The sequence below is a fragment of the Planctomonas deserti genome (assembly GCF_003067705.1).
GTDB lineage: Bacteria > Actinomycetota > Actinomycetes > Actinomycetales > Microbacteriaceae > Planctomonas > Planctomonas deserti.
Genome location: NZ_QANL01000001.1, coordinates 1,161,458 through 1,187,112, shown reverse-complemented (window position 1 = coordinate 1,187,112; position 25,655 = coordinate 1,161,458). Strand labels below are relative to the sequence as shown.

Below are 25,655 nucleotides of genomic sequence, written 5' to 3'. Positions count from 1 at the left end.
GCGGGCGGCTAGCGCCGCGCTGTGAGCATCGTGTCGATCTTCGGGATCTCGGTGGAGTGGATGACCAGCGTCACCAGCCGGTACCCGACGCGGGCGGAGGTGCCGATCCAGCCGTTGTGCTCGAGCCGGATGGCGGGGTGGTAGATCCCGTCGATGGGCAGGGTCGCGTGCGTCGGCCGCTTCGCCACGATCTGCACCGTCGCGTCGGGAAGCCGCGAGAGCTCGGTGTAGTCCGACGAGTCCCGCGCGTCCCAGTCGAGCAGCACGTACCCAAGGTGCTGGTCGAGCGCGGCCCGGAGCACGTTCGACATCCCGTCAAAGGACTCGGGATCGTCGGTGAAGACGTAGCCGCGAAGCTCCGCGATGCCCTGGGGACCGCTCGGCGTGTCCTCGAACCAGAAGTTGCCGTTCTGGTCCGCGAGCCAGTGGTGCACCTGCGCCTCCAGCGTGCGTCCACCCGTGCCCGACCAGCTCCAGCCGCGCTCGGCCAGCCTCAGCTGGGGCACGAAGGTGAAGACCGGGGGGCCGAACTCCGCGAGGCGCTCCTCGTCCGACTGCCTGGCGCGTGCGGGCTCATCGAACAGATACATGACACGAGATAACCATGGCGGGGGCGCGAACTCAACGGTTCTCGCCCCGCCCGACCACCGGGATCCGCTTTCCGTGCACGCCTCGTGACTGCTGAGAGCGCCCCTCCGGCCCGCCACACAGCCGAGGCACAGTCAACCGGTGGGATGCCCGGAAGCTCTGAGCGCCGAGCCGCGCGCCTGGTCGAGGAGGTCCCCCAGGTCGCCGGCCGTGCCGAATCTGGTGCCGACCGAGTTCTTCACGGACAGGGCCCCGCCGGGAACGGAGATCGATCGCGACATCAGCGTCTCCGTGCGGGAGTACAGCGACGCCGCGTCCGCGGGGCCGTGCCCGATGCCGAGGACGACGAACTCGACCCCACCGAGATGGAAGACGTACTCCTGCTCGCGGATGCCCCCGGCGAGCCGCTGCGCGACGTCTCTGAGGATGCGGTCCCCGGCGTCGCGCCCGTGATCCGCGTTCACCTCTCGAAGGCCGTGCACGTCGATGTCGAGGACGATGGCGTTCCTGCCGTCGTCCTCGTAATCCTTCAGCGTCTCCAGCAGCGCCGCGCGGTTGGGCAGGCCGGTGAGGGGGTCTGCAGTCCCGGTGCCGGATCCCTGCTCTGGCCTCCATGGGAACATCGACTGCGTTCGCGCCGGTGCCGGACGGGCGACCAGCAGGGCGACCACCGCGAGAGCGACCAGGGCGAGGAGACCGTCGAGTACCAGATTGCCGGGCCGGCTGGAGACCTCGCGCATGGTGCTGTCGGCGTCGGCGGCTGAGGAGAACAGCATGAACGCGTCCCTGAGCAGGTGCATCCCCGTGAACGCAAGCAGGCCAGCCGCCGCGAGTCGGATCGGCCTGGCCGTCGGCTGGCGCCGGCGGTACATGGCGTGCAGGATCAGCCCCGCGATGGCGAGACAGCCGACTCCCGCGATCCCGTTCAGTACAGCCGACAGCATCCCCATTCGGTCAAGCCTAGGGACGACTGCTCCGCCGTGCTTCAAGGGCGAGGGACCCAGGGCTCCCGGCGGCGGCGGAACCGGCACGCGCTATTCAGAAGCCGGGGAGCCGGCGCACCAGGTCCGCGGCCGGAGCGGGGCGACCGAGCAGGTAGCCGGAGGCATGGGTGACGCCCACCTCCCGGACGATCTCGAGTTGCCTCGGTGTCTCGATCCCCTCGGCTACGGTGCTCATGCCGTTCACGCGTGCCAGGTCGACGATGACGGTGAGGGACGCCCTGCCGCGCGCGGTCTCGGCGTCCGCGATGAAGGAGCGGTCGATCTTGAGCACGGAGATGGGCAGGGTGGAGAGCCGGGCGATGGAGCTGTAGCCGGTGCCGAAGTCGTCGATCGCCACGGCGACGCCTCGCGACGCCAGCGCGCGCAGCGCAGCCACGGCCACCGCCTCGTCGGCGAGCACCGATTCGGTGACCTCCACCCCGAGCCGTTCCGGTGGCACGCCCGACTCGGAGAAGTCCCGCACGATCTCCTCCGCGACCCGGGAGGTGCTGAACTGCCGCCCGGACACGTTGATCCACACCCTGAAGTCGGGGATGTCGAGCCACTGCTTCGCCTGCGCGATGGCGGTGCTGGCCACGTGCCGACCCAGCCGGCTGATGAGCCCGGCATCCTCGGCGAGGGGGATGAACACCCCGGGGCCGACACGGCTCCTCGGAGTGCGCTGCCAGCGCGCCAACGCCTCGACTCCGGAGAGGTTGCCGTCCCGCAACGAGAACAGGGGCTGATAGTGCACGTCGATGACGCCATCGTCCAGGGCGGCGCGCAGGTCGCGCTCGAGCGACATCCGGTCGGCGAGCGTGCGGTGCGCCTCGGAGTCGAACCACGCGAAGCGATCCCGCCCGGCGTCCTTCGCCCGGTAGAGGGCGATGTCCGCGTTGCGCAGCAGTGTCGTCGCCTCCATCGGGCCGTCCGCGGACGCGAGCCCGATGCTCACCGTGGTGCTCAACGTGTACTGCGGCAGGTCCACCGGCTCGCGCAGCTCCCGGAGGAGCCGGTCGCAGAGTCCGATGACCGCGTCCTCCGAAGCGCCGTCGAGCAACACCACGAACTCGTCGCCACCGAGACGCGCGGCTGCGCCGTCCTGGCCGACGATGCGGGCGATGCGTGCGGCGACCTGCATGAGCAGGGCGTCCCCCACCGCGTGGCCGAGTGAGTCGTTGATCAACTTGAAGCGATCGAGGTCGAGGAAGAGGATCGTGAGTGCCGCGCCTCCCGGGCGCTGCTTCGCGAGCCGCTCGCGGAGAAGCCGCTCGAACTCGCTCCGGTTGATCAGTCTCGTCAGCGGATCGTGGCTGGCCTGGTACGCGAGTTGGATGCGCGCCCGCTGCGCGACCACGAGGGCCTCGTCGGCCTCCTCGCGCGCTCGCCGCTCGGACTCCAGCAGTCGCTCTCGTTCGTCCTGCCTCGCACGGCGCTCCGTGATGTTCTGGAAGTAGACGAGGATGCCGTCGTTGCTCGGCCACGCCCGCACCTCCAGCCACATGTCCAGAGGAGCGGGATAGTACGCCTCGAACGCCGCGGCGATCCCCTCGTTCATGGCCTTCGCATACGACACCCGGAACAGCTCGCTCGCGTCCGGGAACGAGTCCCAGAGGATGCTCCCCAGCAGAGGGACGCCGACCGAGCCGAGGATCGCCTCCGCACGCCTGTTCAGGTAGGTGATCCGGTAGTCGCTGTCCAGCATGAGGAAGCCGTCACTGATCAGGTCGAGCATGGAGCTCAGCATCACGCTCGGCTGGTACGCGGAGGTGACGTCCATCATCACGCCGGTGAAGACGGGCTCCCCCGTCCGGGGATCGACCGAGCGGCCCGTGACGCGGCTGAGCACGTGGCGGGTTCCGCGGTCGTCCATGACCAGCCGGTACACCTCCTCCGCGTCCTCCGGCTGCGAGAAGGTCCGGAGCACGCGGTCGTGGTCATCCGGGTGGACGCGGGTGCTCCAGATGTCGAACCCCGACATCGCCGGGTCGCCCTCGAAGATCGCGGCCGCGGTCTCGTCCCACGACAGCTCCAGACGGAGCGGGTTCCATCGATACAGCCCGATTCCCCGCTCGCCCGTGCGCAGCAGATCCGAGTACATGACGCGTTCCCCACCTGCCTCGCTCAGCGCACAGGTGAGCCGCTCTCGTTCTCACCCGGTGACGTCACAGCGACGGCCGGGCCGGCCATCTCCGTGCACCTGCAACCCGCGTGATGGACTGCAAGGCTACCCCGTTCCACCGGCATCGGCTCGCATCCCGGGGGACCCCAGGTCGCCGGGACACGAGCCGGTGGTGCGCGGGGGTCAGCTCGGGACGGGGGCGCGGCGCTTGGAGACCGCCACCATCTCCTCGCGGGGGACGACCTTCACGCGGACACGGCCCTCGGCCTCGCCCAGCGCCAGCTCGTGCTGGTCGAGCGCGTGCCAGCCGTCGAGATTGGTGAAGTCGATGCCGCGCTCCTCGAGCAGGGCCACGACGGAATCCTCCTCGGGCGACTCCGGCGTCCACCAGTCGGCCTGGTCGTTGATGAGGTGCTGCACCGTCTCCATGGCGTCCGACTTCGTGTGCCCGATGAGCCCGACGGGACCGCGCTTGATCCAGCCCGTGGCGTAGAGGCCCGGCAGGGGGTGCGGGCCGTCGCCCAGCACGCGCCCCTCGTAGTTCGGGATGACGCCGTGCCGCTCGTCGAACGGGATCTCGGAGAGGGGCGAGCCGAAGTAGCCCACCGCTCGGTACACCGCCTGCACGGGGTAGTCGCGGTACTCCCCTGTCCCCACGACGCCGCCCGCGCCGTCGGGGCGGGTGCGCTCGATGCGGAGCCCGGCCACGCGCGTGCCCGTGCCGTCGTCGGCGCCGAGCACCTCGACGGGGCGGGAGTGGAAGTGCAGGTGCAGGCGGCGGCTCGCGGCGCCCGTGGGGCGGGCGCGCCACTGGTTCAGCACGCGGTTGATGACCATGACCTGCTTGTTCGTCTCGATGGCAGCCTGCGACGCGGGGTCCATCTCGAAGTCCTCGTCGTAGAGCACCATGTCGACGTCGTGGACCTCGCCGAGCTCACGCAGCTCCAGGGGCGTGAACCGCACCTGGGCCGGGCCGCGGCGGCCGAACACGTGCACGTCCGTGACGGGCGACGCCTTGAGCCCCTCGTACACGTTCGCGGGGATCTCGGTCGGCAGCAGGTCGTCCGCGTGCTTGGCAAGCATGCGGGACACGTCGAGGGCGACGTTGCCGTTGCCGATCACGGCGACCTGCTTCGCCTCGAGCGGCCAGGTGCGGGGCACGTCGGGGTGACCGTCGAACCAGTTGACGAAGTCGGCCGCGCCGTAGCTGCCCGGCAGGTCGATGCCCGGGATGTCGAGGTTGGCGTCGCGGATGGCGCCCGTGGCGAAGATCACGGCGTTGTAGTGCTTCTTCAGGTCGGCGAGGGTGATGTCGCGGCCGAAGTCGACGTTGCCGAAGATGCGGATGTCGCCGCGGTCGAGCACGTCGCGCAGGGCGTTGATGATGCCCTTGATGCGCGGGTGGTCGGGCGCGACGCCGTAGCGGACGAGCCCGTAGGGCGCGGGAAGCCGCTCGAACAGGTCGATGGAGACGTCGAACTTCTTCTCGGTCTTGAGCAGGATGTCCGCGGCGTAGATGCCCGCGGGGCCGGCTCCGACGATGGCCAGGCGAAGCTTGGGTCGCATGGGGTCCTTTCGTGTGACGTTCTGGCCGCGCGCGCCGAAGAGCGCCGGGCCGTGCGGGCGCGAGGCCCACAGGAGATCAGGAGGTGCGTTCGACCACGGATTCGGCGAAGCGCGTGAGGGCCTTGCGCACGGGGCCGTCCGGAAGCGGCTCGAGCGCCTCGACGGCCTCGCGCGACCAGCGGCGCGCCTCGTCCAGGGTTGCGCGGGTCACCTCGTGATCGCGCAGCTGGGCGATGGCGTCGTCGAGGTCTCGCGCGGCGTCCTCGGCCTCGGCCTCGGCCGCCGTGTCGTCGACGTCCCGCTCGATGCGCTCGAGCAGCGCGGCGGACTCCGGGTCGTCCTCCGCGAGGCGGCGGAGGCGGAGCAGGGGCAGGGTCTGCACGCCGGCGCGCAGGTCGGTGCCGGCCAGCTTGCCGGTCTCCTCCGGCTGCGGGGAGAGGTCGATCACGTCGTCCACGAGCTGGAACGCGACCCCCACCTTCTCTCCGAAGGTCCGCACCGCCTGCTCGTACTCTGTGGCGGCGTTGGAGAAGATGACACCCATCTGCGCCGCGGCGGAGATGAGGGAGCCGGTCTTGTCGGCGAGCACGCTCAGGTAGTGCTCGATGGGGTCTTCGCCGTCGCGGGGGCCGATGGTCTCGTGAAGCTGACCGAGCACCAGGCGCTCGAACGTGTCGGCCTGGAGGCGGATGGCCCGCTCGCCCAGGCCGGCGACGAGCTGGCTGGCGCGGGCGAAGAGGAGGTCGCCGGTGAGGATCGCGACAGAGTTCCCCCACACGTTCTGCGCGCTCGGCACGCCCCGGCGGAGGTCCGCCTCGTCCATGACGTCGTCGTGGTAGAGCGAGGCGAGGTGCGTGATCTCGGCGACCTGCGCGGCCGTGATCACCTGGTCGGTGTTGCCGTCGCCGAGCTGCGCGGTCAGCAGCGTGAGCATGGGGCGCACCCGCTTGCCGCCCGCGTCGAGCAGGTAGCGGCCGGTCACGTCCGCCACGTCGTCGCCGAAGGCCACCTCGCGCAGCAGCCCGGCCTCGACGAGGGCGAGCCCGTCGTCGACGAGGGCGAGCCCGTCGTCGACGAGGCGCGCGAAGTCACGCTCCTCGGAGGTAGCGAAGAGCCTCTCGCCCAGCCCCACGTTGGCCGAGATGGCCGTGGAACGCCGGGCAAGCGGAAGGGTCGGTCTCACGGGTTCCACCCTAACTTCGTCGCCTGTGCCGGGGCTCAGGACGGGACGCTGTTCGCTGCGGGCTTGCGGCCCCGGTGCACGGCCACGATGCCGGCGGTGAGATTGCGGTAGGCCACGTCAGTGAAGCCGGCGTCGCGCATCCAGCCGCAGAGCGTCTTCTGGTCCGGCCACGCCTCGATGGACTCGGCGAGGTAGCCGTAGGCGTCCGGGTTGGAGCTGACGACGCGCACCAGCAGGGGCATGACGCGCTTCAGGTACGCGCCGTACCCGGCGCGGATGGGGGCGAACGGCGGGGTGGAGAACTCGCAGATGACGACCCGGCCGCCGGGCTTCGTGACGCGGTGCATCTCGGCGAGCGCCTTCTTCGGGTCCACGATGTTGCGGAGGCCGAAGGAGATGGTCACGGCGTCGAAGGTCTCGCTCTCGAACGGCAGGTTCATCGCGTCCGCCTGCACGAACTCGATGAGCGGGTTGTCGCCGTGGCGAGAGCGGCCGACGGCGATCATGCCCTCGGAGAAGTCCGCGGCGACGACCCGGGCGCCCGTCCCGGCGAGAGACGCGCTGGACGTGCCGGTACCCGCGGCAAGGTCGAGAATGAGTTCCCCGGCGCGCGGGGCGACAGCGCGGCTCGTGGCCACGCGCCACAGGGCGTCGTTGCCGACCGAGAGCGCCGAGTTGGTGCGGTCGTAGTGCGTGGAGACCTTGTTGAACATCGCCGCCACCTGGGACGGCTGCTTGGAGAGGTCTGCACGGCTCATGAGCGCTCATCTTACTGAGAGCCGCTTGCGAATACGGTGGGTATGCTTTCGCGGGTGACCGCAACCCAGGTTCGCGCCCTGGTCGTCGAGACCACCCCCGTCGACGACCTCGATCGCCTTCTCCCCCTCCTCGACCCCGCAGACCCGCTCCTCTGGATGCGCGGCGGCGACGGGATCGCGGGCGTCGGGACGGCGCTGCGACTGGAGTTCGAGGGACCCGGGCGCATGACGGACGCCGCCGCGGCCTGGCGCCAGGTGGTCGCGGACGCCACGGTCGTCGACCCGGTGCGGCTTCCCGGTTCGGGCCTCGTCGCCTTCGGCGCGTTCGCGTTCTCCGCGTCATCCTCGGCCACCAGCGTGCTGACCGTTCCCGAGGTCGTCGTCGGGCGTCGCGCCGGCGCGTCGTGGGTGACCCGCGTGCGCCCCATCGGGTCGGACGCGGACGGCGAGTCCCGGTTCGTGGGCGATGCCGCGTCCCCGCTCGGGCTGCGCCGCGGCGCGACCGCCGCCGCGGACGAGGGGCGCACGACGCTCTCCCCCGGCGCCATGGGCGAGGACGCCTACCGCGCCGCCGTACGGGAGGCCCTTTCCCGCATCGCCTCGGACTCGCTCAGCAAGGTGGTGCTCGCGCGGGACCTCGTCGGCGCCCTGCCCCTCTCCGCGGACCTCCGCCGGCCCCTGCGCGAGCTCGCGGCCGCGTATCCCGACTGCTGGACCTTCGCCGTCGACGGACTCCTCGGCGCGAGCCCCGAGACCCTGGTGCGCGTCGCGGGCGGCCGGGTGAGCGCGCGCGTGCTCGCGGGGACCGCGGGCCGGGGCGTCGATGCCGCCACGGATCGCGCGGCGGCGGCCGAGCTCGTCGCCTCGGACAAGAACCAGGACGAGCACGCCTTCGCCCTGCAGAGTGTGCTCGTGTCGCTCGGGCCGCACGCGGCCGACCTGCAGGCGAGCGATCGGCCCTTCCCGCTGGAGCTGCCCAACCTCTGGCACCTCGCCAGCGACGTCTCGGGGACGCTGGGCGACGCGTCCAGCTCGCTCGACCTCCTCGACGCGCTGCACCCCACGGCTGCCGTGGCGGGCAGCCCCACGGCCACGGCGATCCGTGCGATCGCCGACCTCGAGCCGTTCGACCGCGGCCGTTTCGCTGGACCGGTCGGCTGGGTGGGCGCGGGCGGCGAGGGCGAGTGGGCGGTCGCGCTGCGCTGCGCCCAGGTCTCCGAGGGCGGGCGCATCACCGCGTACGCGGGTGCCGGCATCGTCGCGGGCTCCGACCCGGATGCGGAACTGGCCGAGACGGGCATCAAGTTCCGCCCCATCCTGGACGCCTTCTCCCTCTGACCCGCCGCCGGGGGCCTGTGGAAGGGATGCCACTTCCACGGTCCCTGAGCCTGTCGAAGGGACGCTATCCGGCGCATCCACCGTCGCTTCGACACGCTCAGCGACCGTGTCCCCGACGCGCGCGCAGGGTCAGCGGGCCAGGGGGACCTCGAGGATGGAGGGACCCGTCACCGGGACCGTGAGGGCGGAGTGCAGCTCGCCGGCCGTCGCCGCGCGCGAGTGCGCCCAGCCGTAGGCGCGGGCGAGCGACTCGATGTCCACGGACTGCGGGGTGAACATCACGCGCTCGATGGCGGTGGGAGACGCCGTGCGGGCGACCTCGAGGCCGTCGAAGATCGTGCCACCGCCGTCGTTGCCCACGATCACCTGGATGCGCGGCAGCTTCTCCCCGTGGCCGCCGAGCAGGGACCCCGCGTCGTGCAGCAGCGTGAGGTCGCCGACGAGCACGCGGGTCGCTCCCGCGCCCGAGCGCTGGCTGGCGAGCGCGATGCCCGTCGCCGTCGCGATGGTGCCGTCGATGCCGGCGAGGCCACGATTCGCGTGCACCCGGATCTTCTTGCCGGGCACGGACGCGTCCGCCTCGCGGATGAGCCGGGACGCGCCGAGCACGAGACGGTCGTGCGGCCAGGTTGCCCGCCACACCGCCTCGACGAGGCCGCGGCGCGTGACGGGCGCGCGCATGGCGGCCAGCTCGAGGCGGGCGTAGTCGCGCCCGTCGGCCCGGCCCTGCGGCTCGGCCGCCTGGGCCTCGGCGTCGAGGATCCCTCGGCTGGTGACGACCCAGCGCCCCAGCCAGCGGCGGGCGGCGGCCTCGTCGGCGGGCGCGCCTGCGACCTCGACGGCGGACACGAGCTCGGCCCTGCGGCCCTGGTTGTACCACTGCCCGCCGCTCGGCCCGACGACGACGACCTCGACGTCGTCCCGCCGCAGGAGGTTCGGCACCTCGCGGGTGAGGGTGGGGTGCCCGAACACGATCGCGCGCTCGACGTTGCCGCCGAAGTCGGCGTCGTTCAGCAGCTGCCGGAACGCGACGACCAGGTTCGGCCCGAAGCGGGCGCCGCTGGAGACCTCGGCGAGCAGCGGCCAGCCGCCCGCTCGCGCGAACTCCTCCGCACGCTCCCCCGCGGCGTGACCGGCGATGACGATGGTGCGCGGACCATGCGGAACGGGTCGCACCGCCGGAGCGACGGGAACGGAATCGGTGGCATTCGGCGCATCCCCATCCGGCGCATCCCGGTGCGTCTCCAGACCCGAGAGGTCGGGCACCGCCGCGGACAGCGGGTCGCGGAAGCTCACGTTCAGGTGCACCGGCCCGGGCGCCGCGGCGGCGGCCCGGTAGACGCGGCGGGCGAGCTCCGACGCGGCGTCTGCCTCACCGTCCGCCCCCTCGGGCGCCGGCACGTCGACCGAGTCGATGACGGGACCGAAGATGCCCGGTTGCACCGTGGTCTGGTTGCTCGCGACGCCGCGCAGCTCCTCGGGCCGGTCCGCGGTGAGCAGCACGAGCGGCACCCCGGAGTGGAACGCCTCGAGCGCCGCCGGGTGCAGGTTGGCCACGGCGGTGCCCGACGTCGTGATGACGATCACCGGGGTGCGCGACTCCGCGGCGAGGCCGAGGGCGAGGAAGCCGGCGGAGCGCTCGTCGAGACGCACGTGCAGCCGGATGCGCTCGGTCCGTTCCAGCTCGGCGGCCACGAGCGCGAGCGCCTGGGATCGGGAGCCCGGGCAGAGGACGACGTCCTCAACGCCCTCGCGGGCGAATGCGCTCAGCAGCGCGACGGCATAATCGGTCGCCGCGTTACCGGTCGTGCTCACCGGGGCGGCTCAGGCGTCGCGCCGGCCCGGCGCTCCGCTTCCGTTGTCCGCGTCCCCATCGGTGTCGCTGTCGAGGTCGGCGAGCTCCTGCTCGAGCCGACGGATGCGCTCGTCCTGGTCCGCGTCGGTTCCGAGGCGGCGGAGGAACTCCGGGTCGTCGTCGGGGCCGAGCCGTCGGCCGGCCGTATTCGCACCGCTCGACCGGTCTTTACCGATGAGGAACCAGAGGATCGGTCCGACGATGGGGAAGATGAGGATGACGAGAATCCAGAGCGCCTTCGAGATTCCACGCACGCGCTCCTTGCGCGTCATGGCGGAGTCCACGACCGCGAAAATCGTGACGGCCACGACGACGACGGCGAGGCCAAGAAGGATTCTGGGCATTGAGTAATCGTAGCTCCGCGAGCTTACGTTCGGCTGGGGGAGTTACCGGGCCGCGTGCCTAGACTGATGCGGTGAAATCGGGACGTGTCTGGCTGGTCTATTCGCTTATGCGTGTGGCGCTGTTCGCCGTCCCGTTCGCCCTGCTGATGATCGCCGGCGTCGAATGGATCTGGGCCGCGGTCGTGTCCGCGGTCATCTCGGCATGCGCGTCCTACATCTTCCTCGGCCGCCAGCGCCAGGTGATGGCGGAGGACCTGTCGGCGATCCAGCGGGGCCGCAAGCGGCCGGTCGACGACGACACCGCCGAGGACGCGACGATCGACCGCCAGAACCCCACGGACTGACCGCACGCTGGTTCCGCGCGGCGAGCGGCTAGAAGGCGAAGGCCCAGCCGAGGCCGAAGCCGAAGAAGAGCGCGCCGATGCTGGTGAGCTGCAGCGCGAGGATCAGCTCGCCCGGCGTGCGGGCGGTGACCGTGATGATCGCGGCCGGGGCGGTGAGCAGCAGCGTGAAGAACACGTACCCGGCGAGCGGGAAGAAGAGCGTGTAGAAGCCGAGGATCGCGTAGGCGAACACCAGGAACAGCACGAACACGACGCGCGAGGCGGTGGAGCCGAGGCGCACGGCCAGGGTCTTCTTGCCCGCCCTGCGGTCCTGCTCGATGTCGCGGATGTTGTTCACCATCAGCACGGCGCAGGCGAGGAACCCCGCCGCCGCGCCGCCGATCCAGCTCTCGCTCGACACGCGGCCGGAGAGTACGAACGTGGTGCCGGCCGTGGCGACGAGACCGAAGAACACGAAGACCACGAGCTCGCCGAGGCCGGCGTAGCCGTAGGGCCTCTTCCCGCCCGTGTAGAAGTAGGCGGCCGCGATGGCCACGGCACCGACGATGAGCAGCCACCAGTGTCCGGTCAGCACGACGATGGCGAGACCGGCGAGGGCGGCGAGGCCGAAGAACGCGAGGGCCACCGTCAGCACGGTGCGCGGTTCGGCGATCCCGGCTCCGGTGAGACGGGCGGGGCCGACGCGATGCGCGTCGGTGCCCCGGACGCCGTCGGAGTAGTCGTTCGCGTAGTTCACGCCGATCTGCAGGAACACCGCAACGGCGAAGCAGAGGACGGTGAGAAGCGGGCGCCACTGCCCGTCGTCGAGAAGGAGCGCGGCTCCGGTGCCGATGGCGACGGGCGCGAGGGAGAGCGGAAGTGTGCGCAGGCGCGCCCCGCCGATCCAGTCGCGCGCGGTCGCCTTCCGCTTGCGCTTCGGGGCGACGGGCTTCCCGCCCGGACGCCCGCTCCGAGCGCTGCGCGCGCCGCTCCTGGCGGGAGCGGCGCCCCGGTCGCCGTGCGGCGTCTCCCGCGCGCCGTCCTGCGTGGCACCGACCGGCACGGCGCGGCCGGGACGGGTCCGGGCTGCGGGGTGCGTCTTCGGCTGCGGGGGTCGTCTCTTCTGTGCCACGGAGAGGATTCTATTCGCGGCCGATTCCGGCGGCCCGTCGCGCCAGGGCGACTCGGTCGGGCTTGCCGGAGGCGAGCAGCGGGATCGCGACGCCGGGAACGAGCGCCGCTCGCCCGGCCACCCGACCGAGCGACTCGCTGAGGGCGCGCTTCAGCTCGCCCCGCGTCGCGTCGTCCGGCACGGACTCCGTGAAGAGGACGGCGCGCTGCCCCCACTCCTCGTCGTCCGCCCTCACCGCGACCGCGTCCGCCAGGCCGGGTATGCCGCGGGCGACGAGCTCGATGCGATCGAGCGACACCTTCTCGCCGCCGGAGATCAGCACGCTGTCGAGCCGGCCGGTCACCGTCAGCGTCCCGTCGGTCACCTCGCCCGCATCGCCCGTGCGGTACCAGCGGAGGCCGTCGTGCTGCACGAAGGCGCGGTCCGTCGCCTCGGGGTCGCCGAGGTAGCCGTCCGCGAGCGTGGGGCCCGCGATCTGGATCTCGCCGTCCACGACGGCGACGCGAGTGGTGCCGACGGGCTGGCCGTCGTACACGCAGCCGCCCGCCGTCTCCGACGACCCGTACGTCGTGACGACGCGGATCCCGAGCCCGGCCGCGCGGTCGAGCAGCGCGGGGGCCGTCGCCTGTCCGCCCACCAGGACGGCGTCGAGGGTGCGCAGCTCCGCCCGGGCCCGCGCGTCCTCGGCGGCGTGCTGCACGAGCCGGTGCAGCTGGGTCGGCACGAGCGCGGTGAAGCGCGGGACCTGCGGCCGGAAGCCGCCGATGGCGTCGACGAACGTCGTCGGGTCGAAGTGGCCGGGCGGCAGCACGAGCGGGTCCACTTCGGCGGTGATCGAGCGCACGAGCACCTGCGCCCCGGCGATGTAGTGGGTGGGCAGGGCGAGGAGCCACTGCCCCGCGCCGCCGAGCGCGGACTGGGTGGCCGCGGCGCCGGCGAGCAGCGCGCCCGCGCCGAGCGCGACCCGCTTCGGCGACCCCGTGGATCCGCTGGTCTCGATCACGAGCGCGAGGGTCTTGGCCACCTCGGCGGGCAGGGCGGGCGCGCCCTCCGGTTCGGCGGCACCGGCGGGGCGGGGAAGGAGTGCCGGACCGGTGCCGCTCAGCGCCTCGCGCAGCTGGAGCAGCAGGTCGAGCGGATCGGCGCCGGGAAGGACGCGGAGCGGTCTCATGCCGCTAGTACTGCCAGGGGAAGGGCGACCAGTCGGGCTCGCGCTTCTCGAGGAAGGAGTTGCGGCCCTCGACCGCCTCGTCGGTACCGTAGGCGAGGCGGGTCGCCTCACCCGCGAACACCTGCTGGCCGACCATGCCGTCGTCGGCCGCGTTGAAGGCGAACTTCAGCATCCGGATCGCCGTGGGCGACTTGCCGAGGATGGTGTGCGCCCAGGCGAGCGCCGTGCTCTCGAGCTCGGCGTGCGGGACGACGCGATTGACGGCGCCCATCTCGTACGCCCGCCGGGCGCTGTACTCCTCGGCGAGGAAGAAGACCTCGCGCGCGGCCTTCTGCCCGACCTGGCGGGCGAAGTACGCGGATCCGTAGCCGCCGTCGAAGGAGCCGACATCCGCGTCGGTCTGCTTGAACCGGCCGTGCTCCTCGCTCGCGATGGTCAGGTCGCACACGACGTGCAGCGAGTGGCCGCCGCCCGCCGCCCAACCCGGCACGACCGCGATGACGACCTTCGGCATGAAGCGGATGAGGCGCTGCACCTCGAGGATGTGCAGCCGGCCGAGCCGCGCCGAGGCGCCGGCGCCCGCGGTCTCCCCCGCACCCTCCTCGTACTGGTAGCCGTCACGCCCGCGGATGCGCTGGTCACCGCCGCTGCAGAACGCCCAGCCGCCGTCCTTCTGGCTCGGGCCGTTGCCGGTGAGCAGCACGACGCCGATGCGGGGGTTCTGCCGGGCGTCGTCGAGCGCCCAGTAGAGCTCGTCCACGGTCTTCGGCCGGAAGGCGTTGCGCACCTCGGGACGGTCGAACGCCACGCGGGCGACGCGCCCCGTGACGTCGTGGTGGTAGGTGATGTCGCCGAGGCGCTCGGAGGCGGGAGCGTCCACCCAGGCGTCCGGATCGAATACCTCGGACACGCGTGTGGTCATGCCCCCCAGCCTATTCCGGCCCCACGGACCGCCCCTGCGCCCCACGGCTGGCGCGGCTCAGCGGCCGTGGTGGGGAGGGAGGGAGAATGGGCGCATGACGGCAGCGGCGCTCTCGGACATCCTCTCCTCGGCGCGCGTCGTCGCCCTCCCCCTGCGCACGCGGTTCCGCGGCATCACGGTGCGCGAGGCGGTGCTCTTCGAGGGCCCGGAGGGCTGGACGGAGTTCTCGCCGTTCGTCGAGTACGACGACGCCGAGGCGGCCGCGTGGCTCGCCGCCGCCGTCGACTTCGCCTGGGCGCCGACGCCCGCTCCCCTGCGCACGTCCGTGTGGGTGAACGCGACCGTGCCCGCCGTCGAGGCCGACCGCGTCGCCGACGTGCTCGACCGGTTCCCGGGCTGCCGCACCGCGAAGGTGAAGGTGGCCGAGCCGGGCGGGACGATCGCCGAGGACGCTGCCCGCGTCGCAGCCGTGCGTCGGTACCTCGGCCCGGAGGGCCGCATCCGCGTGGACGCGAACGGCCTCTGGAACGTCGACGAGGCGGAGCACGCCGTGCACGCATTCGCGGACTGCGACCTCGAGTACATCGAGCAGCCGTGCGCCTCGGTCGCCGAGCTTGCGGAGCTGCGCCGGCGCATTAAGTACATGGGCGTGCCCGTCGCCGCCGACGAGTCGGTGCGCAAGGTCGCGGACCCGCTCGCGGTCGCCCGGGCCGGCGCGGTGGACGTGCTCGTGCTCAAGGTGCAGCCGCTGGGCGGCATCCGGTCGGCGCTGCGGATCGCGACGGAGGCGGGCCTGCCCGTCGTCGTGTCCAGCGCGCTGGAAAGCTCCGTGGGCATCTCCATGGGCACGTTCCTCGCGGGCGCCCTGCCCGAGCTCGAGTACGACTGCGGGCTGGCGACCGTCTCGCTGTTCGAAGCGGATGTGACGGCGGAGCCGCTGGTGCCGCGGGACGGGATGCTGCCCGTCTCCCGCGTGGCCCCGGACCCGGCGCTGCTTGCCGCGCACGAGGCCTCCGCGGACCGTCGCGAATGGTGGCTGGAGCGCGTCGGGCGCTGCCACGCGCTCCTCAGCGGAGGCGTGGCGGGCACCCACTACAGTGACGACAGATGAGCATGAAGCGCCGCACGTTCCTGATGGGATCCGGCCTCGTCCTGGCGCTGGCGGCGTGCACCCCGGCCGAGCCGGAGCCGACCGCAACGCCGACCCCGTCCCCCACCCCCACGCCCACCCCGGGGCCGGTTCCCCGGCCCGCCGAGGCGGCGCGCTCGGCCTGGACGACCAACCCCTACACGCGCGGCGCGGTGAGCTACCTTCCGGTCGGGGCGACGCCGGAGTCCCGGGTCGCTCTGCGCACCCCCGTGCTGGATCGCGTCTTCTTCGCGGGTGAGGCCACCTCGACCGAGTTCCCCAGCACCGTGTCCGGCGCCGTGGCCTCCGGTAGGCGCGCCGCCGAGGAGGTCGCGGCCGCCGCGGCCGAGGGTGAGCGGATCGGCGTGATCGGCGCGGGCGCCGCGGGCGCCGTCGCCGCCCGCCGGCTCGTCGACGCGGGCTTCGAGGTCCTGGTCGTCGAGGCGCAGGACCGGGTCGGCGGCAGGATCCGCACCGCGCAGTCCGACTCCTGGCCGCTGCCCGTGGAGCTCGGGGCCGCGTTCGTGCCCACCGGCGGGAGCCCCCTCCCCGACGGCGAGGACGCCGCCGCCGTGCCCTACCCCGTCGCCCTGGAGACGCGCACCGCCTCCGGTGCGCCCGTGCCCAGCACGGCCGAGCCCGCCGCCGCGGTGGCCACCGCCGTCGCCTGGGCACAGGCCCAGTCCGCCGACGCGTCCCTGCGCAACGCCCTGACCGGGTCGGGCGCGGCGCCCGTCGAGACCGCGCCGCCCACGCCATCGGCGTCGCCGTCGTCCGACGCGGCAACCGGCGCCGAGGAGTCCGTGTCCGCGGGCGTCCTGCTCGAGCACTACCTCGACGTCGTCGTCGGCGCCCGGACGGGCGCCACGGCCGAGGACCTGTCCGCGCGCGCCGGCTTCGACCCCGTGCCGCCCGAGGAGTTGAGCCTCGTCACCGGCGGCCACCAGAGCCTCGTCGAGGAGGCCCTGCGGGACATCGACGTGCTGGCCAAGAGCCCCGTCGTGCACATCCGCTACGGCGAGCAGGGCGTCGGCCTGCGGTTCGGGACGGGCGAGTCGCTGTCGGTCGACCGGGTGATCGTCACCGTGCCGCTCGGCGTGCTCAGCGCCGAGGTGATCGAGTTCGACCCGGCTCTCCCCGCGGCCACGCAGGCCGCCATCGACGAGCTCGGCATGGGCGCCATCGAGACGGTGTGGCTGCGGTACGACGAGCCGTTCTGGGCGAGCGAGGCGAGCGTGTGGAGCGTCGCCGACCCGGAGGCGGACTTCCCCCTCTGGCTGAACCTGCTGCCGGTGACCGGATACCCGGTGCTCGTCGGGTTCGCCACCGCCGAGCACGCGGAGCGCGTCGCCGAGCTGTCCGACGACGACGTGGTCTCCAGCGCCATCGGCACGCTCGAGGCCTTCGTGGCCACCGAGGACGAGACGCCCGCCGTGGTGCCGACTCCCACGCCCACTCCCACTCCTACGCCCACGGCGACGCCGTCCGTCGTGCCCAGGGAGGAGCCGACGCAGCGGGCCACCGAGGCTCCCTCGAACTGATCGGCGCGGTGCCCGACCCCGTGCGCAGAGGCGGGCGCTACGGCGTGCGGTCGGGTGAGACCCCGCCGGGGAGCTGCGCCGCGCGGCGGGACCGGGCGCGAGCCGCCAACCGGCGACGGATCCTGGCGGCACGGGTCCTGGCGCCCGACAGGGTGGGCACCGGGCGCGCACTGCTGAGTACGAACGCGGCGCTGATGGCGAGCAGGATCACCCCGACGAGGGCGAGGTAGAAAGCCTGCTCGAGCGGCCCGCTCACCTGCGCCGGGTCCATGAAGAAGTAGGGGTACCAGCCGACCAGCGGTCCTCGGATGAGCGTGAAGGCGGCCCACGCCGCGGGCACGGCGAGCACCCAGGGCAGCAGCCGCCAGGGCGCGGCCGTGCGGCCCGGGGCGAGCATCCAGTCGACCAGCGCGTACGCGGGTATCCAGAAGTGCAGGAGCTGGCTCGACCACGGCACCTCGAGCGTGTAGTTCGTCCTCGCCGCCTGCGCGACGATGACGGCGAACACGGCGCCGGACGTGATGGCGTACGTCGTTGCGACGATGCGCAGGCCCACGAACCAGGCGGGGTCGTCCGCGCGGCGCCAGGCGAACAGCACCCCGAGGGCGAGCGTCACGTCGAGCAGGAAGGCGCTCTCGGTCGTGAAGTAGCTGAACCAGTTGCCGGTGGCGAAGCTGCTGAAGCCGAGCACGTAGTCGAAGTCGCCGATGAGCGCGACGACGCCGACGCCGAGCACGACGAGGCGCAGGACGGCGAAAGAGATGCGAGGATCCACCGGGGATCACCTCACCGGGACGGAGGGAGCGTCACAGGCCGCTGTAGGCGTGGAGTCCCTTGAAGAACACGTTGACGACACCGAAGTTGAACAGCACCGCGGAGAAGCCGATGATGGCGAGCCAGGCGGAACGCGAGCCGCGCCAGCCGCGGGTGGCCCGCGCGTGGATGTAGCCGGCGTAGATCACCCAGATGATGAAGGTCCACACCTCCTTGGTGTCCCAGCCCCAGTAGCGCCCCCACGCGCGCTCCGCCCAGATGGCGCCGGCCATGAGGGTGAAGGTCCACAGGATGAACCCGATGATGTTGAGCCGGTAGGCGAGGTTCTCGAGCTGCTCGGATCCGGGGAGGCTGCGCAGGAACGACAGCCCACCGCCGCGGGGATCGAGCCCGTCGGCGACGGCGACCTCGCGGCGGTGCTGCAGAAGCTGCACCACGGACAGGGCGAACCCGAGCGCGAAGAACGCCGTCGCGAGAATGGCGACGAAGACGTGGATCACGAGCCAGTAGCTCTGCAGGGCGGGCGGCAGCGGCACGACGTCGACGCGGAACCCGACGGTCGCGATGCCGAGCAGGATGATGACGAGGCCGGTGACGAAGGTGCCGAGGAACTTGAGGTCGCGCACGAGCAGAACGCCGAGGAAGACGCCCATGATGACGAGCGTGCCGGTCATTGAGAACTCGTACATGTTCGCCCACGGCACCCGGGCCGCGGCGATGCCGCGCAGGATCGTGGCGACGAGGTGCAGCGCGAAGCCGAGCACGGCGAGCGCGAGGCCGACGCGGAGGCTGATGGGCGAGCGCGCCCGCCCCGTCGTGCCGTCGTCTCCGCCGCGCTCGAGGGTCGCTACCCCCGCGCGGCGCTGCGCCGTCGCACCGGCAGCGCTCGACGAGGCGAGCACGCGGGAGGCGCGTGCCGAGGCATCCGCGGTCGTCGCATCGGCGGATCTGCGGGCGAGGTCGAGCGCGAACGAGACGAACGACATCGCGTATGCCCCCGTCGCTCCCAGCAGGAAGAGCAGCGAGGCGGCGTCGAGCGTTGCAGTGTTCACCCGGGTAGCCTAGATCCTTTCGCTGATAGGAGCCGATGCGGAACCGGCCTCGGCGAGGGCCGTCCGATGCCGGTCGGCGAAGTCCTTCACCGCGCTCTCGAGGGTGGGATCGTCGCCGCGCGCGAGGCCCGCGTACTCGAGCGTCAGACCGCCGTCGGCATCCCGCACCGCCTTCATCCAGACCCGCCTGCGGGGGATGAACAGCGACGTGAGCAGCCCCGCAAGCACGCAGACGGCGAAGAACAGCACCCAGCCCTGGGTCGGGTCGTGGTGGATGTCGAACGACGCGAACCTCGGCACGTCGTCGAGGCTCACCGTGCCGAGGCCGTCCGGCAGCTCCTGGGTCTCCCCAGGGGCGAGGCGGATGCCCGGGGTGTCCGTGTTGCGGCCGCTCAGCTGGGTGAGGTCGTCGGTGTTCAGCTCGTACACCGACCGCGGCACGCCCTGGTCGAGCCCGAGGTCGCCGACGTAGACATTGAGGCTCAGCACCGGGTTGCGGAGGTCGGGGAAGCTCGAGAAGTCGCCCTCCTCGTGCTCCGAGGTCTCCTGCGTCGGGTAGAAGAAGCCGATCATGCCCACCTGCTGGGCGAGGCCGTCCGGCACCTTGATGACGCCGAGCGACGTGAGGTTCGGATCCTGCGGCAGGAACGGCACGGAGTCGGTGAACACGACCTCGCCCGCCGGGTCGCGCACCGTGATCGTCGGCGCGTAGCCGTTGCCGAGGAGGTAGATGTCGGTCCCGGCGATGCGCAGGGGCTCGTTCACCTTCACGGCCGTCTCGCTCGCGGCGCCGGCGGCCCCGCCGTCCGTCGTCACGCTCGCCGTGTAGTCGGTCGGCTGGCCGATCGCGTTCTGGTTCTGCTCCTCATAGGTCACGCTCAGCTCGTCGAGCTTCACGCGGTACTGGGCAAGGCGGTTCTCGTCGACGAAGCGGCCCGGATTGAACGAGTCGTAGGCGCTCAGGGTGTTGACGAACGACTGCCCCTCCACGATCACGCGCTGGCCGCTGTAGCCGAAGCCGCCGCCGATACCGACGGTGACGAGGATGCCGACGAGGGCCGAGTGGAAGACGAGGTTGCCCGTCTCACGCAGGTAGCCGCGCTCGGCCGAGACGGAGTCGGCGAAGGTCACGACCCGGTAGCCGCCCTTGCGCAGCATCGCGCGCGCGCTCTCGACGGCCCGGGCGACCGTCGCGTCGTCGGCGGGCCGGCCGTCGAGGGTTCGCGTGGTGAACCCGGCCATGCGGGCGAGCCGCGCGGGGGTGCGCGGCGGCGCGGAACGCAGCGCCTGCAGGTGGTGCCGGGTGCGCGGCAGGACGCAACCGATGAGCGACACGAACAGCAGGAGGTAGATGCTCGAGAACCAGATCGACGAGTAGGTGTCGAACACCTGCAGCCGGTCGAGCACCGGGAAGAGGTCGGGGTTGTCGACCTTGTACTGCACGACGCCGTTGGGGTCCGACGTCCGCTGCGGCACGAGGGACCCGGGGATCGCCGCGACCGCGAGGAGGAGGAGCAGGAACAGCGCGGTCCGCATGCTCGTGAGCTGGCGCCAGAACCAGCGCAGCCAGCCGATCGGCCCCAGCCGCGGCTGGGTGATGCTGTCGTCCGGACCCGAGGGCGGGGGCGTGGCGGAGTCGACGTAGTCGTCCGGGCGGCGCGGGTCGCCTGAGCGCGCCGACGCCCGGCGGGTAGCGGCCTCGCGGGGATCAGATAGGCGTGACATAGCCGCCGATCACCGCCTGCAGGTCCGACAGCCAGGCGCCCCAGAGGCCCGTGACCATGAGCAGGCCGATGATCATGAGCAGCAGGCCGCCGGCCACGTTGATGGCGCGGATATGCCGCTTGAGGAATGAGACCGCGCCGGTCATCCAGCTGAGGCCGAGCGCGAGCAGGAGGAACGGGATCCCGAGCCCCAGGCAGTAGAAGGCGCCGAGCAGCGCGCCGCGGCCGGCGCTGCCGCTGTCGAGGCTGAGCGCGCCGATGGCGGCGAGCGCGGGGCCGTAGCAGGGGGTCCAGCCGATGGCGAAGACGAGTCCGAGCAGCGGTGCGCCGGCGAGGCCGGTCGCCGGCTGCCAGCGCGGCTTGATGGTGCGCTGGAGGAAGGAGAACCGCCCGAGGAACACGAAGCCGAGCAGGAACACCACGACGCCCGCCACGCGCGTGACGATGTCGTCGTAGCGCAGGAGGAATCCGCCGAGCGCGCCGGCGAACAGGCCGAGCAGCACGAACACCACGGAGAAGCCGAGGATGAACAGGGCGACGCCGAGCAGCAGTCGGCCGCGCGTCCGGTCCTGGGCGCTGGTGAACCCGCCGACGTAGGCCAGGTAGCCGGGCACGAGCGGAAGCACGCAGGGCGACGCGAAGGACACCAGGCCGGCGGCGATCGCCAGCGGGATGGCGATGAGGAGCTGACCGGACAGGACCGCCTCGGTGACCCCGTTCACCTAGCTCGCCTCGGCGAGCGTGTCGGAGATCAGCGTGTCGAGCACTTTCCCGTCGACGGTGCCGAGGATGCGGCTCGCGATGCGGCCCTCCCGGTCGAGCACGAAGGTGGTGGGGGTGGCGTTCGGCGCGTACTGGCCGCTGAAGGCGAGCTGGACCGCCGAGTCCTGCACGTCGATCGCGGAGGGGAAGGTGGTGCCCCAGCGCTCGGCGAACGAGCGGGCGGTCGCCGGCTGGTCGCGGGTGTTCACGCCGAGGAACGCGACGCCGTCGGCGGAGTACTGCTGATAGAGCTCCTCGAGCACCGGCGCCTCCTCGCGGCACGGGGCGCATCCGGCGTACCAGAAGTTGACGACCGTCACGTTGCCGCTGAGGCTGCTCGACGACAGCGTCGAGCCGTCGTCCATGGCGGCCTCGAACGTGATCGGGTCGGTGCGGCTCTCGGCCGGGATCTCCGTGTAGGTGCCGTCGCCGGCGATGAAGTTCTTGCCGCTGCCCTCGGAGTACTGCTCCGCGAGGGAGTCGGCCGAGCAGCCGGTCAGCGCGAGGCCGGCGAGCGCCGTGACGGCGGCGAGGCGCGCGAGCCGGGGTCCTCGGCGGGTCCTGGAGAAGGTGGCGGCGCGCATCAGACGGCCCCGAGGTCGACGGACTGGTCGAGCAGGCCCTCGGTCGGGTCCTGGTACCCGGTCTCCACAAAGCGGTCCCCGCGGTACTCGAAGGTTGTGATGCTCGAGAGGGTGCAGCGGCGCTTGCGCGGGTCGTGCGCCAGCTGCTGACGCTTGAGCTTGCGGTGCACGGTCCAGATGGGCAGCTGGTGGCTCACGAAGACGACGTCGCCGTCCGGAACGGAGGCGTGGGCATCGGTCATGGCGGCGAGCATGCGGGCCGCGATGGACTCGTACGGCTCGCCCCAGCTCGGGCGGAGCGGGTTGACGACCCAGCCCCACGTGCTCGGGTTGCGCAGCACCTGTGCCCCGAAGTTGAAGGTGCGGCCCTCGAACCTGTTGAACGGCTCGATGATGCGCTCGTCGATGTCGACGGGAAGGCCGAAGCGCTCGCCCCACGGCGCCGAGGACTCCTGGGTGCGCTGCAGCGGCGAGGAGATGATGCGGCGCACGGGGGCGTTCTGCTCCTGCAGGGCCCGGGCGGCGGAGTCCGCCATGCGGTGCCCGAGCGTGCTGAGCCCGAAGCCGGGCATGGTGCCGTAGAGCACCCGCTCCGGGTTGTGCACCTCGCCGTGCCGGACGAGGTGGATCTTCTGCGCGACCACGGCCTCAAGTGTACGGATCGATGCCTGGCAGTCCGCTTGCCGTCCCCGGGCGGGGCGGGCCGATCGCGCCCGGTAAACTCGACTCCCGTGACCGAACGCACCCTGATCAAGAACCTGGCCGCCCTGGACGAGGGGCCCGTCTCGGTCTCCGGCTGGGTCGACACCGTGCGCGACCAGAAGAAGGTGCAGTTCGTCGTCCTCCGCGACGAGTCCGGCGCCGTGCAGCTGGTGAACCCGCGCTCCGCCGCCCCGGCCGAGGGCGAGGATGCGGGCGAGACCGTGGACTCGATCATCTCGGGGCTGTCGGTCGGCACGTTCCTCACCGCGACCGGTCAGCTGAAGAAGGACGAGCGGGTGAAGCTCGGCGGCGTCGAGATCAAGCTCGAGTCGCTCGACATCGCCACCGTCGCCATCGCGGAGACGCCGATCGCCGCGGACAGCGGCATCGACAAGCGCATGGACTGGCGCTTCCTCGACCTGCGTGTGCCCCGCAACAACCTCATCTTCCGCGTGCAGACGACCTTCGAGCACGCGCTGCGCACCTACTGGGTCGAGAACGACTTCGTCGAGCTGCACACCCCGAAGTTCATGGCGACGCCGTCCGAGTCGCGCGCCGAGCTGTTCCACGTCGACTACTTCGACGGCGACGCCTACCTCGCGCAGAGCCCGCAGTTCTTCAAGCAGATGGCGCAGTCCGCGGGCTTCGGCAAGATGTTCGAGATCGGCCCGGCATTCCGCGCCGACCCGTCCTTCACCTCCCGGCACGCGACGGAGTTCACCTCCGTCGACACGGAGATCAGCTGGATCGACAGCCACGAGGACGTCATGGCGCTGCAGGAGCAGCTCATGGTCGCCGGCCTGTCCGCGGTGAAGGAGAAGCACGGCGAGGAGATCCAGTCGCTGTTCGGCGTCGAGGTCGTCGTGCCGAGCACGCCGTTCCCGCGCATCCCGCTTGCCGAGGCCAAGCGCATCGTCGCCGAGCGCGGCCACGTGATCGACCGCGCGGACGACGACATGGACCCCGAGGGCGAGCGGCAGATCGCCGCCCACGTGCAGGAGACCTACGGGCACGAGTTCGTGTTCCTCACGGAGTACCCCGCGAGCATCCGGCCGTTCTACCACATGCGCAAGGACGACGACGCGACGCTCACGAAGAGCTACGACCTCGTCTGGCGCGGCCTCGAGATCACGACGGGCGCCCAGCGCGAGCACCGCATCGACGTGCTCGAGCAGCAGGTGCGCGAGAAGGGCATGGAGGTCGAGGAGCTCTCCGACTACCTCGACTTCTTCCGCTACGGCGTGCCGCCGCACGGCGGGTTCGGCATGGGTCTCGCCCGCGTGATCATGCTGATGCTGCACCAGCCCAACCTGCGCGAGGTGACCTACCTCTTCCGCGGACCCAACCGCCTCACCCCGTAGCCCGATGCGGCAGCGGCGTTACTGCCGCTGAGCCGCCACGGTCGCCGAGCCCGTCGAAGGTCGCTGAGCCGCCACGGTCGCTGAGCCTGTCGAAGCGACGCACACCGCGTCCCTTCGCCGGCTCAGGGCCCGCACATGCGGGTCGGACCGGGTCAGACGAGGTAGTCGACGCTCACCCGGGATGCCGCGAGGCCCCGGACGAATGCCGCGACCTTCTCGTGCTCCGGGTGCACGATGTAGGCGTCGAGAGCCGCCTCGTCGGCGTAGTCGGCGACGAGCACGACGTCGTGCGCGGTGTCCGACTCGCGGATGTTCGAACCGACCTCGAGCCGGAGGATCTCCGGGATCAGCGCGGGCAGGGTCTCGAGCGCGTCGGCGATGGCACGGCGCTGCTGTCGGTTGAGCTCGGGATCCGTCTCGGCGAGCTTCCAGGACACGATGTGGCGAAGGGTCATGCGCCCAACGCTATCGGCGCGGGGTCGCCTAGCCGACCGCCAGGAGGGCGGCGCGCAGCCGGGCGGGATCGATGCGCCAGTAGTTGTGCACGCGGTCGTTGATGAGCACGACGGGGATCTCCTCGACGAAACGCTCGTGCAGCGCGGCGTCTTCGAGGATCGACTTCTCCTCCACCTCGATGCGTGGGGCGCCGGGCTGATCGGTAAGCTCCCCCACGACCGCGCCGACCACGTCGCGGGCGTCGTCGCAGAGATGGCAGCCGGGCTTGCCGACCAGGGTGATGCGTGCCGTCGTCACTCCCCCAGCCTAGGCGGGCATAGGCTTACTCGGGTCATGCCCGAGCAGAGTAGCCCGCAGCCGATCGTCGCCTTCTTCGACGTCGACAACACCATCCTCCGCGGCGCGAGCCTGTACCACCTCGGCCGCGGCGCCTTCCGCGCCGGCATGATCACCTACCGCGACGTCGTGGTCGCCGCCTGGCGCCAGGCCCAATTCCTCCGCCGGGGCGAGAACCTCCGCCATCTGCACACCATCCGCGCCCGTGCCCTGCAGATCGTGGCCGGTCGCACCACCCGCGAGGTGCGCCAGCTGAGCGTCGACATCTTCGATCGGGACATCAGCAAGCGGCTGTGGCCCGAGACGGTCGCGCTGACCCGCGAGCACCTCGGCCTGGGCCACGAGGTATGGCTCATCACGGCGACGGCCCAGGAGGTCGCCGAGGTCATCGCCACCCGCCTGGGACTCACCGGGGCCCTCGGCACGGTGCTCGACTCGGTGGACGGCGTCTACACCGGCGGCCTGCGCGGCGACTTCCTGCACGGCGAGGGCAAGGCCACGGCCGCCCTCGTGCACGCGGCCGCGATCGGCGCGCGCCTCGAGGACTGCTGGGCCTACTCCGACTCCCGGAACGACATCCCGCTGCTCGAGCTCGTCGGTCACCCCGTCGTCGTGAACCCCGACGTGATCCTGCGCCGGCACGCGATCACCCGCGGCTGGCACATCATGGAGATGAAGCGCTCGAGCATCAAGGCGGCGCAGCGCGCGGTCCGCGACGAGGCGAAGGCCGCCCGCGGCGAAACCAAGAAGCGCCGGGTCCCCTGACGGGAGCCCGACGCTCGATGGAAAAGAACTAGGCGCTGCCTACTTCTTGTTGCGGCGCTGGTGGCGCGTCTTGCGAAGCAGCTTGCGGTGCTTCTTCTTCGCCATGCGCTTGCGACGCTTCTTGATTACTGAACCCATAGGGACCTCACTGATTTCTGACGGGACACCGGGTCCTATCAGAACC

At 71.7% G+C, this 25,655-nt stretch carries 26 protein-coding genes; 6 read left to right on the top strand and 20 right to left on the bottom strand.

Going from position 1 to position 25,655, the window contains the following annotated elements; genetic code table 11:
* Positions 1 to 8: 8 nt before the first annotated feature.
* The 6 genes from DAI20_RS05430 to ubiE form a co-directional block, all read right to left on the bottom strand.
* Positions 9 to 590, bottom strand: a complete 582-nt coding sequence (locus DAI20_RS05430) for a hypothetical protein (protein WP_108249477.1) — start codon at positions 588 to 590, stop codon at positions 9 to 11.
* A gap of 132 nt (positions 591 to 722) precedes the next feature.
* Complete coding sequence (locus DAI20_RS05425; protein WP_108249476.1) at positions 723 to 1,538, bottom strand: GGDEF domain-containing protein; 816 nt, start codon at positions 1,536 to 1,538, stop codon at positions 723 to 725.
* An 88-nt stretch (positions 1,539 to 1,626) separates the two neighbouring features.
* Complete coding sequence (locus DAI20_RS05420; RefSeq protein ID WP_108249475.1) at positions 1,627 to 3,672, bottom strand: putative bifunctional diguanylate cyclase/phosphodiesterase; 2,046 nt, start codon at positions 3,670 to 3,672, stop codon at positions 1,627 to 1,629.
* Positions 3,673 to 3,876: 204 nt separating this feature from the next.
* A complete protein-coding gene (locus DAI20_RS05415; RefSeq protein WP_108249474.1) occupies positions 3,877 to 5,259 on the bottom strand; it encodes an FAD-dependent oxidoreductase in 1,383 nt (460 codons plus the stop codon).
* Positions 5,260 to 5,335: 76 nt separating this feature from the next.
* Positions 5,336 to 6,442, bottom strand: a complete 1,107-nt coding sequence (locus DAI20_RS05410; RefSeq protein ID WP_108249764.1) for a polyprenyl synthetase family protein — start codon at positions 6,440 to 6,442, stop codon at positions 5,336 to 5,338.
* A gap of 35 nt (positions 6,443 to 6,477) precedes the next feature.
* Entirely contained in the window at positions 6,478 to 7,200 is a 723-nt protein-coding gene (gene ubiE / locus DAI20_RS05405; RefSeq protein ID WP_108249473.1) for a bifunctional demethylmenaquinone methyltransferase/2-methoxy-6-polyprenyl-1,4-benzoquinol methylase UbiE, read from the bottom strand.
* Positions 7,201 to 7,254: 54 nt separating this feature from the next.
* Here ubiE and DAI20_RS05400 point away from each other — a divergent pair, with 54 nt between their 5' ends.
* Positions 7,255 to 8,538 (top strand): isochorismate synthase, encoded by a 1,284-nt coding sequence (locus DAI20_RS05400; RefSeq protein WP_108249763.1) that lies wholly within the window; start codon positions 7,255 to 7,257, stop codon positions 8,536 to 8,538.
* Between the two features lie 129 nt (positions 8,539 to 8,667).
* On the opposite strand, the gene menD is transcribed toward DAI20_RS05400, so the two are convergent.
* Both menD and DAI20_RS05390 read right to left on the bottom strand, forming a co-directional pair.
* Positions 8,668 to 10,353, bottom strand: a complete 1,686-nt coding sequence (gene menD / locus DAI20_RS05395) for a 2-succinyl-5-enolpyruvyl-6-hydroxy-3-cyclohexene-1-carboxylic-acid synthase (protein ID WP_108249472.1) — start codon at positions 10,351 to 10,353, stop codon at positions 8,668 to 8,670.
* A 9-nt stretch (positions 10,354 to 10,362) separates the two neighbouring features.
* Positions 10,363 to 10,737, bottom strand: coding sequence for a PLD nuclease N-terminal domain-containing protein (locus tag DAI20_RS05390; RefSeq protein WP_108249471.1), 375 nt, complete (start codon positions 10,735 to 10,737; stop codon positions 10,363 to 10,365).
* Between the two features lie 71 nt (positions 10,738 to 10,808).
* On the opposite strand from DAI20_RS05390, the gene DAI20_RS05385 reads away from it, so the two are divergent.
* A complete protein-coding gene (locus tag DAI20_RS05385; protein WP_159084922.1) occupies positions 10,809 to 11,081 on the top strand; it encodes a DUF4229 domain-containing protein in 273 nt (90 codons plus the stop codon).
* Between the two features lie 28 nt (positions 11,082 to 11,109).
* On the opposite strand, the gene DAI20_RS05380 is transcribed toward DAI20_RS05385, so the two are convergent.
* The 3 genes from DAI20_RS05380 to DAI20_RS05370 are packed head-to-tail and all read right to left on the bottom strand — an operon-like array spanning position 11,110 to position 14,285.
* A complete protein-coding gene (locus DAI20_RS05380; protein WP_306766457.1) occupies positions 11,110 to 12,192 on the bottom strand; it encodes a 1,4-dihydroxy-2-naphthoate polyprenyltransferase in 1,083 nt (360 codons plus the stop codon).
* Positions 12,193 to 12,202: 10 nt separating this feature from the next.
* Entirely contained in the window at positions 12,203 to 13,363 is a 1,161-nt protein-coding gene (locus DAI20_RS05375; protein WP_108249468.1) for an AMP-binding protein, read from the bottom strand.
* 4 nt (positions 13,364 to 13,367) lie between these two features.
* Positions 13,368 to 14,285 carry a 1,4-dihydroxy-2-naphthoyl-CoA synthase gene (locus DAI20_RS05370; protein ID WP_108249467.1) on the bottom strand — a complete coding sequence of 306 codons (918 nt, stop codon included), beginning with the start codon at positions 14,283 to 14,285 and terminating at the stop codon, positions 13,368 to 13,370.
* 94 nt (positions 14,286 to 14,379) lie between these two features.
* Between DAI20_RS05370 and DAI20_RS05365 the strand changes: the two genes are divergently transcribed.
* Positions 14,380 to 15,396 (top strand): o-succinylbenzoate synthase, encoded by a 1,017-nt coding sequence (locus DAI20_RS05365; RefSeq protein ID WP_108249466.1) that lies wholly within the window; start codon positions 14,380 to 14,382, stop codon positions 15,394 to 15,396.
* Positions 15,393 to 16,955 (top strand): flavin monoamine oxidase family protein, encoded by a 1,563-nt coding sequence (locus tag DAI20_RS19055; RefSeq protein WP_108249465.1) that lies wholly within the window; start codon positions 15,393 to 15,395, stop codon positions 16,953 to 16,955. Before DAI20_RS05365 ends, DAI20_RS19055 begins: the two co-directional genes overlap by 4 nt.
* Positions 16,956 to 16,992: 37 nt before the next feature.
* Here DAI20_RS19055 and DAI20_RS05355 read toward each other — a convergent pair whose 3' ends face one another.
* From DAI20_RS05355 to DAI20_RS05330, 6 genes are read right to left on the bottom strand one after another with little or no spacing between them, the layout of a single operon-like run.
* Positions 16,993 to 17,730, bottom strand: a complete 738-nt coding sequence (locus tag DAI20_RS05355; protein ID WP_108249464.1) for a Pr6Pr family membrane protein — start codon at positions 17,728 to 17,730, stop codon at positions 16,993 to 16,995.
* A gap of 31 nt (positions 17,731 to 17,761) precedes the next feature.
* Positions 17,762 to 18,781: a c-type cytochrome biogenesis protein CcsB gene (gene ccsB, locus DAI20_RS05350; RefSeq protein WP_108249463.1), complete on the bottom strand. Its 1,020-nt coding sequence runs from the start codon at positions 18,779 to 18,781 to the stop codon at positions 17,762 to 17,764.
* A 9-nt stretch (positions 18,782 to 18,790) separates the two neighbouring features.
* Entirely contained in the window at positions 18,791 to 20,506 is a 1,716-nt protein-coding gene (resB, locus tag DAI20_RS05345; RefSeq protein WP_108249462.1) for a cytochrome c biogenesis protein ResB, read from the bottom strand.
* Positions 20,490 to 21,227 (bottom strand): cytochrome c biogenesis CcdA family protein, encoded by a 738-nt coding sequence (locus DAI20_RS05340; protein ID WP_108249461.1) that lies wholly within the window; start codon positions 21,225 to 21,227, stop codon positions 20,490 to 20,492. Before DAI20_RS05340 ends, resB begins: the two co-directional genes overlap by 17 nt.
* On the bottom strand, positions 21,228 to 21,851 hold the full coding sequence (locus tag DAI20_RS05335; RefSeq protein ID WP_108249460.1) for a TlpA family protein disulfide reductase: 624 nt from the start codon (positions 21,849 to 21,851) through the stop codon (positions 21,228 to 21,230).
* Positions 21,851 to 22,495, bottom strand: a complete 645-nt coding sequence (locus DAI20_RS05330; protein ID WP_108249459.1) for a histidine phosphatase family protein — start codon at positions 22,493 to 22,495, stop codon at positions 21,851 to 21,853. Before DAI20_RS05330 ends, DAI20_RS05335 begins: the two co-directional genes overlap by 1 nt.
* Before the next feature lie 87 nt (positions 22,496 to 22,582).
* On the opposite strand from DAI20_RS05330, the gene aspS reads away from it, so the two are divergent.
* Positions 22,583 to 23,914, top strand: coding sequence for an aspartate--tRNA(Asn) ligase (gene aspS, locus DAI20_RS05325; RefSeq protein ID WP_108249458.1), 1,332 nt, complete (start codon positions 22,583 to 22,585; stop codon positions 23,912 to 23,914).
* A gap of 152 nt (positions 23,915 to 24,066) precedes the next feature.
* On the opposite strand, the gene DAI20_RS05320 is transcribed toward aspS, so the two are convergent.
* Positions 24,067 to 24,369 (bottom strand): Dabb family protein, encoded by a 303-nt coding sequence (locus DAI20_RS05320; RefSeq protein WP_108249457.1) that lies wholly within the window; start codon positions 24,367 to 24,369, stop codon positions 24,067 to 24,069.
* Positions 24,370 to 24,397: 28 nt separating this feature from the next.
* Positions 24,398 to 24,667 carry a glutaredoxin family protein gene (locus tag DAI20_RS05315; RefSeq protein WP_108249456.1) on the bottom strand — a complete coding sequence of 90 codons (270 nt, stop codon included), beginning with the start codon at positions 24,665 to 24,667 and terminating at the stop codon, positions 24,398 to 24,400.
* A gap of 36 nt (positions 24,668 to 24,703) precedes the next feature.
* Between DAI20_RS05315 and DAI20_RS05310 the strand changes: the two genes are divergently transcribed.
* Positions 24,704 to 25,471 carry an HAD family hydrolase gene (locus DAI20_RS05310; RefSeq protein WP_108249455.1) on the top strand — a complete coding sequence of 256 codons (768 nt, stop codon included), beginning with the start codon at positions 24,704 to 24,706 and terminating at the stop codon, positions 25,469 to 25,471.
* Positions 25,472 to 25,510: 39 nt separating this feature from the next.
* Here DAI20_RS05310 and DAI20_RS05305 read toward each other — a convergent pair whose 3' ends face one another.
* Complete coding sequence (locus tag DAI20_RS05305; RefSeq protein WP_003792170.1) at positions 25,511 to 25,609, bottom strand: 30S ribosomal protein bS22; 99 nt, start codon at positions 25,607 to 25,609, stop codon at positions 25,511 to 25,513.
* Positions 25,610 to 25,655 lie beyond the last annotated feature (46 nt).